The following is a 16191-nucleotide window of genomic DNA, read 5'->3' on the forward strand; positions in this document are numbered from 1 at the left end:
CGTCAGACCAGCTTCACCTGGACGGCGTGGGCCATTTCGTCCGACAGCTCGAAACCGTCGTGACCCGGCACGGTGATGACCACCGAACCCGGCTTGTTCTCGACCGTGACGCGCGCGTCGGGCACGACGCCCGCTTCCCGCAGCTGGCCGATGACCTCGGGATCGGTCTGGATGTGCTCGGCGAGCCGGCGCACGACTACCGCGTGCACCTGACCGTGCGGCAGATCCGAGAGCCGGACCAGGGTCTCCTCGGCGTGGTTCTGCGCCACGATGCCGAGCTCGTCCAGGCCGGGGATGGGGTTGCCGTAGGGGGAGGTGGTCGGGTGGTTGAGCACCTCGACCAGGCGCCGCTCCACGTCCTCGCTCATCACGTGTTCCCAGCGGCAGGCCTCGGCGTGCACGTTCTGCCAGTCCAGGCCGATGATGTCGACGAGCAGGCGTTCGGCGAGCCGGTGCTTGCGCATCACGGCGACCGCCATGCCGCGGCCCTTCTCGGTGAGCTCGAGATGCCGGTCTCCGGCGACCAGCAGCAGACCGTCGCGCTCCATCCGCGCGACAGTTTGGCTCACCGTCGGTCCACTCTGTTCGAGGCGCTCGGCGATGCGAGCGCGCAGGGGCACCACGCCCTCCTCCTTGAGGTCGTAGATGGTACGGAGATACATCTCCGTGGTGTCGACCAGATCTTTCACCTGTTACCCCTTCGTCGGCACGAATTCTACCTACGCACACCGACACGGCCCTGCGCCGGACGGTGTCGCGCCGCGCGGTGCGCGGCAATGCGGGATTCCGGTCGGCGCACGGCTTGCCGCCGCGATCGCTCTTCTCTGTATTTCTACTGCATAGCAACGTTCGACGGGGTCCGTACCTTCCCGCGTAGCGTTGCGACCATGGCCACTGCACCGCGCAGGGAACACCCGGCGCCACCCGGCGAACAACGCAGCCGCGGAACCGTCGTCTGGACCGACCGGTTTCTCGACTACACCTGGACCCCGGAGCATCCGATGAAACCGGCGCGCCTGAAGTTCACCATGGCGCTCGCCGAAAGTCTCGGATTACTCGACGGTGTCGAGTTATTGGCACCCGCCGCGGCCGATCGGGCGGACCTGCTGCGCATTCACACCGCCGACTACATCGATGCGGTCGAGCACGCCACGCCACCGGCCGGATCGCCGCAGGCGCCGCCGTACGGCCTGGGGTCCTCGGACAATCCGGTGTTCCCCGGCATGCATCAGGCCGCTTCGGTGATCGTCGGCGGCACGCTGGCGGCCGCGCGGGAGATCGCCGAGGGCCGGACCCGGCGCGCGGTCAGCATCGGCGGTGGCATGCATCACGCGATGGCGGACTCGGCGGCCGGGTTCTGTGTGTACAACGATGCGGCGGTGGCCATCTCCTGGCTGCTGGACCACGGCTTCGACCGGATCGCCTACCTCGACGTCGACGTGCATCACGGCGACGGCGTGCAGCGGGCGTTCTACGCCGACCCGCGGGTGCTCACCGTCTCACTGCATCAGCACCCGGCGACGCTGTGGCCGAATACCGGCTGGCCGGAGGAGACCGGCATGGGCGCCGCCGAGGGCACCGCGATCAACCTGCCGATGCTGCCCGGCACCCGAGACGCACAGTGGCTGCGCGGTTTTCACGCGGTGGTGCCCGGCGCGGTCGCGGCGTTCCGTCCGCAGATCGTGGTCAGCCAATGCGGGGTGGATACCCATCGCGAGGATCCCCTGGCAGATCTCGAACTCACGGTGGACGGTCAGCGCGCCGCCTTCCGCGCGATGCGCGACCTCGCCGACGAATACGCCGAAGGTCGCTGGCTCGCCGTCGGCGGCGGCGGATACGGCCTGGTCCGGGTGGTGCCGCGGGCCTGGACACATCTGCTCGCCACCGCGCTGGACCGCACCATCGCACCCGAAACCGTGATCCCGCAGGACTGGCTCGATCGGGTGCGGGCGGAGGTCCCGCAGGTGGATCCGCCGCGCACCATGGGTGACGGCGGCGACATCGCCTACCGCCGGTGGGATGGGCCGGGCGGCACGGGGGAGACTGGGGACGCGCGGGAGGACCGCGCCCAACGCGCCATCGACACGGCCGTGCTGGCCACCCGCCGAGCGAGTTTCGGACTGCTCGGCCTGGACCCGGAGGACCCTCGTGACTGACCCCGTAGACACTCCGGACACCCCGGCCGTGCCGCCGCCCCCGCCGCAGCACTGGTTCGCCGACGTGCTCGCCTCCGACGGCGGCGTGGTCCGGCTGCGGCCGATCACGCCCGACGACGCGGACGCGTTGCAGGAATTCCACGCGGCGCTGTCCGACCGCACCCGGTATCTGCGCTATTTCGGTCCGTACCCGCGGATTTCGCCGAAGGACCTGTATCGGACCACGCACGTCGACTATCACGACCGGGTCGGCCTGGTGCTGGTGCTCGGCACCGCGATCATCGCGGTGGGCCGCTACGAGGGGCTCGACCGGGTCGGCCGGCGGTCCGCGGAGGTCGCGTTCGTGGTGGCCGACGGGCATCAGGGGCGCGGGCTCGGCTCGATTCTGTTGGAGCACTTGGCCGGTGCCGCCGCGGAGAACAAGATCGAGACCTTCGTCGCCGAGGTGCTCGCCGAGAACACCACGATGGTGACGGTGTTCCGGGACGCGGGCTACCAGGTCGAGCGCAGCCGGGACGGGTCGGTGCTGCATCTGGAATTCGCCATCGATCCGTCCGAAGCCCTGCTCTCCGTGCGTGATTCGCGGGAGCGCGCTTCCGAGGCGCGCAGCGTGGGCAATCTGCTCACCCCGCGATCGGTGGCGGTGATCGGTGCGACGCCGAGCGCGGGCCGGGTGGGTGGCGCGGTGCTGAACAACCTGCTGTCCGGGGTGTTCCAAGGGCCGGTGTTCCCGGTGAATCCCAATCGGCACTCGGTGCGCGGGGTGCGGGCGTACGCGACGGTGCGCGAGATTCCGGACGAGGTCGATCTCGCGGTGGTCGCGGTGCCGCCGGAGGCCATCGGCTCGGTGCTCGACGACTGTATGGCCAAGGGCGTCAAGGGACTTGTGGTGCTCACCGCCGGATTCGACACGACCGGTGTCGGTGGCGGGGAGGCCGAACGCGAATTGGTCGCCGCCGCACGAGGGCACGGGATGCGGGTGGTCGGGCCGAGCGCGCTCGGTATCGCGAATACCGATCCGTCGGTCGCGCTCAATGCGACGTTGGCGTCGCTGCTGCCCGGTCGCGGGCGGATCGGATTCTTCTGTCAGTCCGGGCCGTTGGGTGCGGCGATCCTCGGGGAGGCCGCGGCCAGGAATCTCGGTCTGTCGACATTCGTCTCGGCGGGTGACCGTGCCGATGTGTCCGGCAATGACCTGCTCCAGTACTGGGATACCGACCCGGACACCGACGTCGTCCTGCTGTATCTGGAGAGTTTCGGTAACCCGCGCAAGTTCTCCCGGATCGCGCGCCGGGTGGCCCGGACCAAGCCGATCGTCGCGGTCAGCAGCGGCAGGCATGCGGCTCAACCGGCCGGTGATATGGATCGCTCGATCGTGCGAGACCTGTTCGCGCAGGCGGGAATTGTGCAGGTCGACTCGATCTCGGAGTTGTTCGACTGCGCTGCGCTGCTCGGATATCAGCCGCTGCCCGGCGGCTCTCGGTTGGCAGTCGTCGGTAACAGTGCGGCGCTGAATTGGCTGGCCGTCGACGCGGCACAGAGTGAGGGACTGGATGTCGGCGACCCGGTGAATCTGGGCCCGCAGGCGACCCCGGGCGCTTACCTTGACGCCACGGTCGCAGCGCTGCGTTCGGACGACATCGATTCCGTGCTGGTGGTTTTCGCGCCACCGGTGCCGTTGCCGATGGCGGGTTTCGCCGACGCGATCCGTGCCGCCGCGGCGGAGGTGCCCGACGCGAACAAGCCGATTCTGACCACTTTCGTTGCCGAGCAAGGCATTCCGAATCTGCTGTCCGTCCGTGGCGTGGGCGCTTCGGCGGTGCGCGGGTCGATTCCCTCGTACCCCGATCCGGAGCGGGCCGCGCGAGCATTGGCTCGGGTCCGGCGTTACGCGGAATGGCGGACCCGGCCGGTGTCACAGGTGCTGCGCCCCAACGGAATCGACACCGAACGCGCGCGGCGCTTGGTCGCCCAGTGGATCGCCGAATCGGGCGGCCGCCGGCTCACCGACCTGGAAACCGTCGAACTGCTCGACTGCTACGGCATTTCGGTGGTCGAGTTCCGTGAGGTACGCAACGCCGACGAAGCGGTCGCCGCGGCCGAGGAACTCGGCTACCCCGTCGCCGCGAAGGCGACCGGCGAAATGTGGCGGCGCCGACCGGATCTCACCGGCGTCCGCCTGGACCTGTGGCGGCCGGAAGCCGTGCGCCAGGGTTACGCCGACCTGGCCGAACTGTGCGGCGACCCGGTCCTGCACATTCAGAAAATGGCGACCAAGGGTGTCGGCTGCGTCCTGCGCGTCCAAGACGACCCGTCCTTCGGCTCGGTCATCGAATTCGGTCTCTCCGGGCTGATCATCGAACTCCTGGGCGACCGCGCCTACCGAGCCCTCCCGCTCACCGCCGACGAAGCAACCGCGCTCATCGACGCCCCCCGCGCCGCCCCGTTGCTTTCCGGCACCCCCGCCAGCCCCCGCGTCGACAAGGCAGCGTTGGCCGAACTGGCCCAACGCATCTCAGCCCTCTTCGACGACCTACCAGAAATGCGCGAACTCTCCTTCGACCCAGTCCTCGCCTCCACCAACTCCGCCGAAATCCTCTACGCCCGAGGCCGAATCGGCCCCGAACCCAGCCGCTTCGACACCGGCCCCCGCCGCCTCGGCTGACTTGTTGGAGCCGCGCGGGGTTCGCTTCCGGCGTGTGCCTCCATCCGCCTGGCGGAGGCCTTGTGCGCGCCGGGTCGAATCGGCCGCGAACCCGAGTCTCTTCGACACCGGCCCGCGCCGTCTCGGCTGTTGGAGCCGCGGGTTCACTTTCGGCGTGCGTGTGCTTGCTGCGGCGTGATGGAGATCTTGTGCGCGCGGGGGTCGAATTGGTTCCGAACCGAGTCGCTTCGACACGTGCCCCGCGTCGGCTCGGCTGACTGGGGAGCCGTGCGGGCCGCTTCCGGGCTGTGCTCGCGGCCGTCGACGTGGCGGAAATCCTCTTCACGGAGTCGAATCGGCTCGGACCGAGCGGCGTTGAGACCGGTCTCGTCCCTCGAGCTGCGGTGTTGGCCGGTTGAGCTTGCGAGCGAAACTCACTGGATGGGTGAATTAGTTCGGGGTCGATCCGCGTTGTCGTACGAGTGGCAGGTAGACCTCGTCGATGATTTCGACGAGCACGTTGTCGGGGGCTGTTGGGACGCCTCGGGTGACGAATTCGTTGCGCAGCAAGACGATTGCCACCGTGGCGACGCGGGGGTGCAGGGCTTCGGGTGCGCATTCGCCGCGGGCGACGGCGCGGCCGAGCACGGTGAGCCAGAGGGCGGCGGTGCTGTCGGCGGATTGATCGGGGAGTTGCGCCGAGAGTTCCGAGGCTCCGCCGGCTGCTGCCATCAGTTCGCGCAGGATCGCGCCGAGCGGGGAGCTCCAGTGGCGGTTGGCGCCGCGTAGCAGTTCGAGGGCGTCGGTGCGCAGGTCGCCGGTGTCGGGTGCGTGCACCGCGGTGGTCAGTTGGCGGTAGGCGGCGATGCCCAGGGCGAGGCGGTTCGGCCAGCGTCGGTACAGGGCGTTCTTGTTGGTGCCTGCGCGGGCGGCGACCTTGTCCATGGTCAGGCCGGCGTACCCGGATTCGGTCAGCTCGTCTGCGGCGGCGCGCAGGATCGCGTCCTCCAAGGCAGCACCCCGTCGCCGCGTGGGCTGAGCTGCCGGCTGCTGTGCGCCTGGTAGCTCAGTTGCCGGCGATCGCGTGCCGGTCCGCTGAGCCGCCTGCGGTGGCGTACCAGCTCGCTGCGTTGCCGATTGTTGGGTTTCGGGCTGCCGTGCCGGTTGACCCGCTGGTTGGGGTGCGTCCAACTGCTCTGTGTCTGGTTGCCGAGCTGCCTGCTGTTGTGTGCCGGTTTGCCGTGCTGCCAGGCGTTTCGGATCCGGCTGCCGGATCGGCTGTGCGTTTGGTTGCGAGGCATCGGCCTGCCGCATGCTCCCTCTCTCTGTTTGACCGGGAATGTCTAGATGGATCGTACCCTAAATATTTATATTGACTGCTCAATGGACTAGTAATTACGGTACTAAACGTACCTTAAACGTCGAAAGGGCATTACTCATGCGAATCAAGGGCATCAGCTACGACACCGGTTTTCTCCGCGACGGCACGTCTTCTCGCGCGCACTTCGACCCCGTAATGGTCGAGCGCGAACTGCGCGTCATCCGCGACCATCTGCACTGCAACGCGGTCCGCATCATCGGCGGCGACTCGGAGCGGCTGGAACTCGCGGCGGCCTATGCGGCCGATCTCGGTCTGGCGGTGTGGTTTTCGCCGTACCCGCTGGAGTCGACCGCGGACGAGATGCTGACTCTGTTCGCCGACTGCGCGGAGCGGGCCGAGCGGATCCGGGGGCGCGGAGCCGAGGTCGTGTTCGTCACCGGCGCGGAATTGAGCCTGATGGGCAAGGGGTTCTTGCCCGGAGACACGGTCGAGGAGCGACTCGAACTGCTGCTGCGATCCGAGGGGCGGGGCGATCGGATCCTCGCGGCCGGCGCGGCCGTCAACGACGTGCTCGCGAAAGCTGTTGCGCTGGTTCGGGAGCGGTTCGGCGGCCCGGTCACCTACGCGTCGATCCAGTTCGAACGCGTCGAGTGGTCGCTGTTCGACATCGTGTCCGTCGATCTCTACCGCTCGGCGGAGGTCGCCGGCCAGTTCCGCGACGGTGTCCGCACCTTGACGGCACAGGAAAAGCCGGTTGCCATCACCGAATTCGGCGCGGCTACGTACCTCGGTGCGGGTGATCGCGGCGCGCAAGGGTTGGAGATCGTCGAGTACGACTCGCGCGGCCCGGTTCGTCTCACCGGCGAGTACGTCCGCGATGAGGAAGGCCAGGCGACGTATCTCCGCGAGCTACTGGAGGTGTTCGACACCGAGGGTATCGACGCGACCTTCGTTTTCCTGTTCGCCCTCTACGACCACGTGCATCGCCCCGACGGGGACCCGCACAACGACCTGGACCTGGCCAGCTATGGCATCGTCAAGGTCTTCGAAACCGGCTACGGGCACGCCTACCCGGATATGCCCTGGGAGCCGAAGGCCGCGTTCACGACTCTTGCGGAGTTCTACGGCGAGAACTGACCGCCGATTGGTACCGACTCACACGATCGAACCGCGCACGAACTGCGTGGGCGCGCAATCGCACTGACCGAGACTTCGCGGAATGCGTTGTCGCCTGCGGAGTCCCCTGCACCCAATGTGAGCGTCGGGGAGGGCCAAAGGTTGGCCGATGGCATTGTTGACGCTTCACGGAGCCGTCAGGCCCTCGGAATACGTGCCCAGAGTTCGTCGCGCCGATCGCATCGGCGGATCAGGCAGGATTCACGCCGACCGGTTCGCGGCTCCCGGAGGGGGCGGAGAGCGCGGCACCGGCCGGCGTTGGCAGGTGACCCCGAAGGTCACCGAGTCGCACGCCGGACCTGTCTGGGGAATGGTCCGGCGTCATGAAGGTGCCGGGGTGTTCCGGCACGGGAGGGGATCAGCTGGCGTAGGCGCGGAGGCGGTCGGCCCGCTCGCCCTTGCGCAGCTTCGACATGACCTCGCGCTCGATCTGCCGGACCCGCTCGCGGGACAGGCCGAACAGCTTGCCGATCTGGTCGAGGGTGCGCGGCTGGCCGTCGTCGAGACCGAAGCGCAGGCGGATGACCTGCTGCTCGCGCTCGTCGAGGGTGGCCAGGACGCTGCGGACGTCGTGGTGCAGCAGTCCGGCGATCACCGCGGACTCGGCCGAGGTGGCCTCGGAGTCCTCGATGAAGTCGCCGAGCGGCGCCTCTTCGTCGTTGCCGACCGGCATGTCCAGGCTTACCGGGTCGCGGCTGTGATCGAGCAGATCGGAGATCTTCTCGACCGGGATGCCGGACTCGTTGGCCAGTTCCGCGTCGGTGGCTTCGCGGCCGAGCTGCTGGTGCAGCTCACGCTTGATCCTGGCCAGCTTGTTCACCTGTTCGACCAGGTGGACGGGCAGCCGGATGGTGCGGCTCTGATCGGCCATGCCACGGGTGATGGCCTGACGGATCCACCAGGTGGCGTAGGTGGAGAACTTGAAGCCCTTGGCGTAGTCGAACTTCTCCATGGCGCGGATCAGACCCAGGTTGCCTTCCTGGATGAGATCCAGCAGCGGCATGCCGCGGCCGGTGTAGCGCTTGGCGAGCGAGACCACAAGGCGGAGGTTGGCTTCCAGCAGGTGCGACCGCGCGGCTTGACCCTCGCGGACGATTTGCGCCAGATCCCGTTTGCGGGTGGCCGACAAGCGTTTGCCGGTCTCCAACAGGTTCTGGGCGTAGAGGCCCGCCTCGATACGCTTGGCCAGCTCGACCTCGTCGGCGGCCGTGAGCAGTGCGGTGCGGCCGATCCCGTTCAGGTACACGCGTACCAGGTCGGCTGCGGGGCTCTGGGCGTCGAGGTCCTGATCGCTGATGCGCACACGAGTGGTGGCGGGGCTTGTCATGACTTGCCTCCTGTCGGTGGTGTCTCACTCCGAACAACGGACCCGACAGAGAGAAAGTTCCCCGTCTCGGCTCAGATAAACCGCTCTGACGTGCGGTTTTCATCACTCTCGTCTGAGAAGTTCCTGAGAAGGTCTCAGACGTGGAACGCGCCTGTTGTCCGGTGCCTGCACCGACCTACCCGCGATTGCCGGAATTACACGGGGCGTACCAGTCCGTGGCGGACCAATCCGGCCACCACGGACAGCGCGTCGGCCGCAAACTCCGGGGTCACCTCGTCAGATCCTTGGGCAACCGCCAGCAGTTCGATCAACTCGTATAACGGGAGCCCATCGGCCCGCATTCCCGCCAGCAGAGAGATCGTTGTCTCGTCCACCTCGTGCTGCCAGCGGGGTCCGTCGCCGCGGTGCACGCGGGCCACCTGCTGCGCCCAGCCGTCGGGGCCGGGCAACGATACGCGTTCCAGCGCGGTGGCCGGGTCGACCACGAAACGTGAAGTCCAGGCGAGTTTTTCGTCGCCGGCGACGGCGCGCAACCAGGCCGAGCGGTCGAAGTAGCGGGTGGCCTCGTCGCCGAGCGGATCGTCGAAACCGTGGGTGAGGTCCTCGGCGAGCAGTTCGGTCGGGGCGTCGATGGCGCGCAGGTAGACGAAGCCGAAGCCGATGCCCTCGACGTCGGCCTCGGTGAACGCGTCGAGCCATTGTTCGGCGCGGGCCTGGGCGACCGGGTCGCGTGGATCGAGGCCGGCGTCGCGCAACCAGGTGCCGACATAGAGGGCGGGGTCGGCGACGTCGCGCTGTACTACCCAGGCGTCGACGCCGTGCGCGGGCAACCAGGACGACACGCGATGCCGCCAGTCCTCACCGTCGACGTGCACCCAGGCCGCGAGCATCGCCGCGGTTCCGCCGGGGGCGAGCAGGTCTGCCGCCTGCCCGATGACCAACTCGCTGGCGCCGTCGAGGGCGAGGCCGGAATCGCGGTAGGTGTGCTCGATCCTGGCCGGGCCGACGACGAACGGCGGGTTCGCCACGACCTGATCGAAACGGCGTCCGGCGACGGGCTCGAACCAGGAGCCTTCGAGGAGTTCGATGTCGAGTCCGTTGAGCGCGGCGGTTGCTTCGGCGAGCCACAGCGCGCGGGTGTTGACGTCGGTCGCGGTCACGGTGTTCGCATACGACGCGGCGTGCACGGCTTGTACGCCGCAGCCGGTGCCGAGGTCGAGCACGGAACCGACCTTGCGGGTCGGTGTCGCGCGCAGCAGCGAAAGTGAGGCATGGCCGACGCCGAGCACGTGATCTTCGGTGAGCGCGCGCCGGCGCATCGAGTCGTCGAGATCGGACAGGACCCAGCGAGTTCCCGCTCCGGCATCCAGCGGACGCAGATCGAGCGCCGCCCGAACCATGTCCCCGTCCCGCTCCAGCAGGCCCGCCGCCACCGCCCGCTCGAGATCCACCGGCACCAGCGCCGCGGCGACATCCCGCTCCGGCAACGGGTCTCCGAGCAGGAGCAACCGAATCAACGTGCCCAGTTCCCCCGCATCCCGCGCGGCTCGGCGCACCGGCACCGGCTCCGACCGCCCCAACGCCGCGTGCACGTCCTCGCCGAGCACCTCCAGCAGCGTGTCGGCGTCATACCCGACCCGGGTCAGCGCCGTCCGCAGATCGGGGCAGAGCGCGGTGAGCAGGGATCCGGTGGTCGTAGATCGGTTAGTAGGCACATCGGTACTCTGCCACCGCCACCGATCCACACTTGCCAGGTGTTCGCCGTGTCACACGGGTCAGCGGCTATTCACTCGACTGGGCTCGTTGATCGGCGGTCTCGACCGTCGACGCTCCAGCGAGTTAGCGGCCTGCCCGACAACTCGATCGCTCAGGCGAATATGGTTGGTGCCGAACCATATTCACGCCGACAAGGCCTGCTCGCGGTCAGACGCCCTGCGGGTCGCGGGCGGTGACGCAGTAGGTGGCGTCGGCGGGGTCACTCATGACGATCCAGTGTTCGAAGCGTTCTGTCACTGTGGCGCCGAGGGTTTCGTGCCAGGCGGCGGTGGCGGCGATGTCGGAGGACGACAGGTCGATGTGGGCGCTGGTGGGGCGGTCTTCGTCGAGGCGTTGCAGCAGGAGCTGGATCGGCAGGGACTCGGTGGCGCGCAGGCGGGCGAATTCCGGGAGGCGGCCTTGCTGGAAGTTCCAGCCGGTCAACGACTTCCAGAATTCGGTCTCGGTGGCGTGGTCGGTGGGGCCGATGTCGAGGCAGACCTGGTCGAGCCGGCTGAGGGTGCCGTCAGGGGCGGCGACGGCGGGCGCGGGGGTGCCTTTGGCGCGGCCACTCGGTGTGAGACAAAAGGTTTGGCCGCCGGGGGAGCGCAGGACGGCGTAGTCGGGGTGGTTCGCGACCAGGTCGGCGCCCAGGTCGAGCGCGGTGCGCACGGCGGTCGGGATGTGGTCGACGTCGAGGTCCAGATGGACGCCGCCGAGCCCGGTGACCGACTGCATCTTCACCCCCGCCGCGGCGAAACGCGCGGGATCGGGGAGCAGCGTGAGGAATTCGTCGTGTTCGCCACGGCGCGCGGACAGTTCGGTACCGGTGATGGTGGACCAGAACTTCGCGCAGTCGTCGAAACGCTGTGCGGGGCGGTCCAGGAAGGCCCAGATCCACCGAATCATGTTCACTCCTGTCTAGTGCCTCGAGACACGATAGGGAACGCCGCGCGCGGTGTCGAGCGTATTGGCGTGTCGGCCGCGCTGGCACGATCTTGGTGGTTTGTGGCATTCCGGCCACTCGTTGGGTGCGCGGTTTTCCGGCACGCTCAGCGGGTGACCGAACTGCAGACGCCGCCGAGTGTTCCCTCGAACAACACCGTGACCAGGCTGCATCCGGCGTGGATCGTCGCGGGGGTCGGGTTCATCGCGTTGCTCGGGGCCGCGGCGTTCCGCTCGGTGCCCAGCGTGCTGATGGATCCGCTGCACGAGGAGTTCGGCTGGTCGCACGGGACGATCGGGGCGGCGGTTTCGCTGAATCTGCTGTTGTACGGGCTGATTTCGCCGTTCGCGGCGGCGTTGATGGATCGGTTCGGCATCCGCAAGGTGGTGTCGGGTGCGCTGGTGCTGGTTGCCGCGGGTGCCGGGCTGACCGTGTGCATGACGCAGCCGTGGCATCTGATGATGACCTGGGGGCTGTTGGTCGGCGTCGGCGTGGGCTCGATGTCGATGCCGTTCGTGGCGACCATCACCGGACGGTGGTTCGTGCGGCAGCGCGGACTGGTGACCGGGGTGCTCACCGCGGCGGGTGCGACCGGTCAGCTGGTGTTCCTGCCGCTGGTGTCGATGCTGGCGCACGAGCACGGCTGGCGGCTGCCGTCGCTGATCGTCGCGGGGACGGCGTTGGCCGTTGTTCCGTTGGTACTGCTGTTCATTCGCGATTTCCCGAGCGATGTCGGAGTCACCGCGTACGGCGCGGAGCCGGGCAGCGTGGTCGGTGTCCGGACACCGGCGACGGTCGGCGCGACGCGCGCGCTCACCGTGCTGGCCAAGATCGCGCGGACGCCCGGATTCTGGTTGCTGGCAGGAGGATTCGCGGTCTGCGGCGCGTCCACCAACGGATTGGTCGGCACCCACTTTGTCAGCGCCGCACACGATCACGGCATGCCGCCGACCGCCGCCGCGAGCCTGCTGGCCGTGGTCGGCATCTTCGACGTGGCCGGCACCATCGCCTCCGGTTGGCTGACCGACCGCATCGACCCGCGCTACCTGCTCGTCGGCTACTACGTCCTACGCGGCCTGTCCCTGCTGATCCTGCCGTCGCTGCTCGGCCCGCACACCCAGCCGAGCCTGTGGGTCTTCATCATCTTCTACGGCCTCGACTGGGTGGCCACGGTCCCGCCGACCGTCATGCTCTGCCGCGAACTCTTCGGCAACGACGGCCCCGTGGCCTTCGGCTGGGTCTTCGCGTCCCACCAGATCGGCTCCGCCATAGCCGCCACCGGCGCCGGCGTGATCCGCGACATCCAGGGCACCTACGACCTCGCCTGGTACCTGGCCGGCGCCCTCTGCGCCACCGCCGCCGTCATGTCCGCCTTCATCCGCCGCAAGGCCTGACCCCAACAACTCGTCACCCCACCAACGGGACCTGGCAGAGCCTCCACCCACCCGCTGCCTCAGCCGTGTCCCGTTGAGCGCCAACACTGTTTGCGAACGGGACCGCAGGCCGGACCTACTCGCCCGATTCCGCCGTCATGTCCCGTGGGCATGGGCGGTCACGTCCTGTTCGAAGACCTGGCTGTGTCCGCGCGATTCCCGGTGACCGCGCTCGGTCCCGACCGATAACGTGCGCCAGCGTGACCTGAACCCGCAGATGATTCGTGGGCGGGACGAGAGGGCGCGCTACCCGGCCGACTCCACCGCTATGCCCCGTTGAACGATGGCGTCGTTCGCGAGTGGGACATGAGAGAGGATTCACTCGCCGATTCCACCAACGGGTTCAGTTCGATGTCGATGCTGTCAACGAGCGGGCCTAGACGGCCCCTCATCTGCGCTGTTTCCGCCGTGTCCCGTTGAGCGTCAACTTTCTTCGCGAACGGGACATGAGGCGGGTCCCACTCGACCAGTTCCGCCGCCAGGTCCCGTTCGACGCTGGTGCTGTCGACGAGCGGGACGTGCTGGTGGCTGCTCGCGTCCGATGGCTCGGTAGCGTCCCGTTCGGCGTTAACCCTGGGCGCGAGCGGGACATCGAGGCGGGTCCTCTCGGTTGATTCCGCTCGCATGTCCCGCAGGCCGTTCGTGCTCGTGAGTGGGACATGGCCAAGCGGCTATTGGTCGAGGCTGCGGCTATGTCCCGTTGCGTGCCAGAGTTGTTCGCGAACGGGACCGAGAGCTATTCGCTCGAAGTTTCTACCGTGTCCCGCTGGATGCCAGCCTGATTAGCGAACGGGACATGAACATGGATCTAATCGACCGTTGCCGCCACCATGTTTCGTCTGCCCCCGGTTTGATTCGTGCGAGGACATCGCCGGCGCGTCCATCCGAGTGATGGTTCGGTCGTGCCCCGTTGGGCGTTAACCCGTTGCGCGAGAGGGACATGAGGCCAGGGCTACTCGACCGTTGCCGCGACTATGTCCCGTTGGCCGCTGGTGCAGCGCGCGAGCGGTACGCGATGGTGCGGACGCTCATTGATTTTCCGACGGCGCCCGAGTTCGTCGCGAGGGAACACAGCAGAGCACCTACGCGAGAGCACCTACGCGCGCTCGACCCCTCAGCAATGTTCCGTTTCATGCCAGCCCGATTCGCGAACGGGACGTGAGGGCGTAACTACTCGGCCAATTCCACCGTGATGACCCGTTGGAGGTTGGCGCTGTCGGCGAGCGGGACATGATGGTGGCTGCACTCGGGCGATATCTCGGTTGCGTCCCGTTGGACATGGGAGTTGGTCGCGAGCGGGACATCGATGAGGGGCTTCTCGTTTGATGTCGCCGTCGTGTCCCGTTGGAGGCATGAGCCGTTCACGAGTGGGACATGGTGGATGGATCCGCGTTCGACGCCAGGTCCCGTTGGGCGTACGGAGCTGTCAGCCGTCGATGGATTTGTGGGAGCGGGCTTCGATCGCGGTGCGGCGTTCGTCCCAGCGGCTGGGTTCGTCTTTGCGGCGGGGTGGGCGGTCGTTGGCGATGAGGACCGCTATCCAGGGGAGTGGGATGGAGACGGCGATGATGAGGATGGCGAGGAGGGCGCTGTGGAAGGTGCTGTAGGCGATCGCGGCCAGGACCAGGCAGGGGATGCGGAAGGCCATGATGATGGTGTAGCGGCGGACCCGGGAGCGATGCTGATCTTCGAGCGACGGCTGGGCCTCGGTGATCAGGACGGGATGCTTGTCGTCGGCGCCGGGGAAGTATCCGGCGGAGCCAGCGGAAGCCGGCGGCATCGTCACGTCCGGGCGCTCACCACGGCCGATGTCGTCGGCATTGGGGGAGTCGCCGTGCTGCTGCATGCCTCCGAGTCTTCCACTGTCGGAGCAGCAGCGCACACAGCGTGGTCAGGCGGACACCGGACCGTGATCGGTCACCGCCGGCGCGGATGCGGCATCATGGAATCCGTGAGCACCGACACCATGGTTCGCCCCGATTCGACCACCGACGAGTCGACGAGCGACGACACCCCCAAGTTCTTCCACTACGTCAAGAAGGACCGGATCGCGGAGAGCGCCGTCATGGGCACCCATGTCGTCGCGCTGTGCGGTGAGGTCTTTCCGGTGACGCGCTCGCCCAAGCCCGGTTCGCCGGTCTGCCCGGACTGCAAGAAGGTCTACGACGGGCTCAAAAAGGGCGATTGAGCCGGCGTCCGGCTAGGACGCCGCGCGCGGTCGATCGGGTGTGTCCGACGATGACGGCGGAGACTTCTCCGTCGTCTCGGTGGTTTCTGCCTCCGCATCGGACGAGTCCCCGGTCAACTGGTTGGCGATCCACTCCTTGACCTGCTCCATCCGGGTCGCGCGCGCGGGCCAGAACTCCTGCACCGCGGCGTTGAACTCCGCGCCGAGGATCACCGCGAACCCGAGAAAATACGTGAACAGCAGGAACGCGATCGGCGTCGCGAGTGCGCCGTAACTCACGCCGGTCTGGGTGACCCAGGCCAGATATCGTCGCAGCACCTCGCTGGCCGCGATGAAGAACACGGCCGCGACCAGCGCCCCGCCGAAGAGCCGGTGCCAGGGCAGCGAGGTGTGCAGCGCCAGCTTGTACAACGTGGTCAGCACGATGATCAGCAGCAACCCGACGCCGGGGTAGTAGAAGAAATCCAGCAGCTGCAACCCGGTCGCCCGCCACGGCGCGGGCAGCACCCGCCCGATCAGCGCGGGCCCGAGCGCCACCAGCGGCAGGATGAACACCGACGCGACCAGGAACGCGACATACAGCAGCAGCGCGAAGATCCGCTGCCACACCGGATGTCGCAGGTCCTGCTGATCGTGCGCCTCGACGATCGAATCGACGAACGTCGCCATCGCCGACGACCCGGCCCACAGCGACAGCACGAAACCCACCGAGACGACCGCGCCGCGCCCCTTGCCGAGCACATCCTTGACGGTCGGTTCGATCAGATCCGACACCACGCTCGAGCTGAACAGGTCCCGGCTGAACGAGATGATCTTGGATTCGACGATCTGCACGGTGTCCGGCCCGAACCAGGTGCCGACATAGCCGAGGCTGCCGAGTACGCCGAGCAGCAGCGGCGCGAGCGAGAGCGTCTGCCAGAACGCGGCGGCCGCGGATTTGGCGAAGATCGAATCATCCCAGGCCTTCACCGCGACCCGCACCGCGAGTTTGACGGTATTGCGGCGCGCGCGACGCGCCCGGATGGTCAACCGTTGACCGAAGGTCAATTCGCGCGCGGCGATGCCCCCGCTGAGCGACGGTATGTCGGTCCGCAGCGGGTCGCTCGGCAAGGCGTTCTGGTCGGTCATCGTGACTACAGCATCGCGCACCGGGCGTCCCCGCACCGGATTCCGGGGGCGACGTGTCGTCGGGCAATCGGTGAACTCCGGCGTGTCGGTAGTTGAACATGTGATGCCCATCGCCCA

The 16191-nt window shown here is 67.8% G+C and carries 12 protein-coding genes; 5 read left to right on the forward strand and 7 right to left on the reverse strand.

Features of this window, described 5'->3' with window-relative positions:
- Positions 1-2: 2 nt before the first annotated feature.
- Entirely contained in the window at positions 3-689 is a 687-nt protein-coding gene (locus F3087_RS32385; RefSeq protein WP_150405902.1) for a metal-dependent transcriptional regulator, read from the reverse strand.
- Positions 690-887: 198 nt separating this feature from the next.
- Between F3087_RS32385 and F3087_RS32390 the strand changes: the two genes are divergently transcribed.
- Positions 888-2156: an acetoin utilization protein AcuC gene (locus tag F3087_RS32390; protein ID WP_150405903.1), complete on the forward strand. Its 1269-nt coding sequence runs from the start codon at positions 888-890 to the stop codon at positions 2154-2156.
- Positions 2149-4821 (forward strand): bifunctional acetate--CoA ligase family protein/GNAT family N-acetyltransferase, encoded by a 2673-nt coding sequence (locus F3087_RS32395; protein WP_150405904.1) that lies wholly within the window; start codon positions 2149-2151, stop codon positions 4819-4821. The genes F3087_RS32390 and F3087_RS32395 overlap by 8 nt, the downstream gene beginning before the upstream one ends.
- Positions 4822-5250: 429 nt before the next feature.
- Here the strand turns inward: F3087_RS32395 and F3087_RS32400 are convergent, their stop codons facing one another.
- Complete coding sequence (locus F3087_RS32400) at positions 5251-5811, reverse strand: TetR/AcrR family transcriptional regulator (RefSeq protein ID WP_150405905.1); 561 nt, start codon at positions 5809-5811, stop codon at positions 5251-5253.
- 427 nt (positions 5812-6238) lie between these two features.
- Here F3087_RS32400 and F3087_RS32405 point away from each other — a divergent pair, with 427 nt between their 5' ends.
- Positions 6239-7258, forward strand: coding sequence for a hypothetical protein (locus F3087_RS32405; protein ID WP_150405906.1), 1020 nt, complete (start codon positions 6239-6241; stop codon positions 7256-7258).
- 397 nt (positions 7259-7655) lie between these two features.
- On the opposite strand, the gene F3087_RS32410 is transcribed toward F3087_RS32405, so the two are convergent.
- The 3 genes from F3087_RS32410 to F3087_RS32420 form a co-directional block, all read right to left on the reverse strand.
- Positions 7656-8624: a sigma-70 family RNA polymerase sigma factor gene (locus F3087_RS32410; protein WP_150405907.1), complete on the reverse strand. Its 969-nt coding sequence runs from the start codon at positions 8622-8624 to the stop codon at positions 7656-7658.
- 194 nt (positions 8625-8818) lie between these two features.
- Positions 8819-10339, reverse strand: coding sequence for a DUF7782 domain-containing protein (locus tag F3087_RS32415; protein WP_150405908.1), 1521 nt, complete (start codon positions 10337-10339; stop codon positions 8819-8821).
- Positions 10340-10547: 208 nt separating this feature from the next.
- Positions 10548-11288, reverse strand: a complete 741-nt coding sequence (locus F3087_RS32420; protein WP_150405909.1) for a VOC family protein — start codon at positions 11286-11288, stop codon at positions 10548-10550.
- 150 nt (positions 11289-11438) lie between these two features.
- On the opposite strand from F3087_RS32420, the gene F3087_RS32425 reads away from it, so the two are divergent.
- Positions 11439-12719, forward strand: coding sequence for an MFS transporter (locus F3087_RS32425; RefSeq protein WP_150405910.1), 1281 nt, complete (start codon positions 11439-11441; stop codon positions 12717-12719).
- A 1465-nt stretch (positions 12720-14184) separates the two neighbouring features.
- Here F3087_RS32425 and F3087_RS32430 read toward each other — a convergent pair.
- A complete protein-coding gene (locus F3087_RS32430) occupies positions 14185-14538 on the reverse strand; it encodes a DUF3099 domain-containing protein (protein WP_449583833.1) in 354 nt (117 codons plus the stop codon).
- Positions 14539-14700: 162 nt separating this feature from the next.
- Here F3087_RS32430 and F3087_RS32435 point away from each other — a divergent pair, with 162 nt between their 5' ends.
- Positions 14701-14946: a DUF3039 domain-containing protein gene (locus F3087_RS32435; protein WP_085998233.1), complete on the forward strand. Its 246-nt coding sequence runs from the start codon at positions 14701-14703 to the stop codon at positions 14944-14946.
- Between the two features lie 12 nt (positions 14947-14958).
- On the opposite strand, the gene F3087_RS32440 is transcribed toward F3087_RS32435, so the two are convergent.
- On the reverse strand, positions 14959-16074 hold the full coding sequence (locus F3087_RS32440) for a YihY/virulence factor BrkB family protein (protein ID WP_150405912.1): 1116 nt from the start codon (positions 16072-16074) through the stop codon (positions 14959-14961).
- Positions 16075-16191 lie beyond the last annotated feature (117 nt).

Origin of the sequence: Nocardia colli, from assembly GCF_008704205.1 — a bacterium.
Lineage (GTDB): Bacteria > Actinomycetota > Actinomycetes > Mycobacteriales > Mycobacteriaceae > Nocardia > Nocardia colli.

What these genes read in the sequence shown, in the direction of transcription:
- F3087_RS32410 (WP_150405907.1), bottom strand. Translation starts at nt 8,624, where the DNA reads ATGACAAGCCCCGCCACCACTCGTGTGCGCATCAGCGATCAGGACCTC.
- F3087_RS32440 (WP_150405912.1), bottom strand. Translation starts at nt 16,074, where the DNA reads ATGACCGACCAGAACGCCTTGCCGAGCGACCCGCTGCGGACCGACATA.
- F3087_RS32435 (WP_085998233.1), top strand. Translation starts at nt 14,701, where the DNA reads ATGGAATCCGTGAGCACCGACACCATGGTTCGCCCCGATTCGACCACC.
- F3087_RS32405 (WP_150405906.1), top strand. Translation starts at nt 6,239, where the DNA reads ATGCGAATCAAGGGCATCAGCTACGACACCGGTTTTCTCCGCGACGGC.
- F3087_RS32390 (WP_150405903.1), top strand. Translation starts at nt 888, where the DNA reads ATGGCCACTGCACCGCGCAGGGAACACCCGGCGCCACCCGGCGAACAA.
- F3087_RS32420 (WP_150405909.1), bottom strand. Translation starts at nt 11,288, where the DNA reads ATGATTCGGTGGATCTGGGCCTTCCTGGACCGCCCCGCACAGCGTTTC.
- F3087_RS32430 (WP_449583833.1), bottom strand. Translation starts at nt 14,538, where the DNA reads ATGCCGCCGGCTTCCGCTGGCTCCGCCGGATACTTCCCCGGCGCCGAC.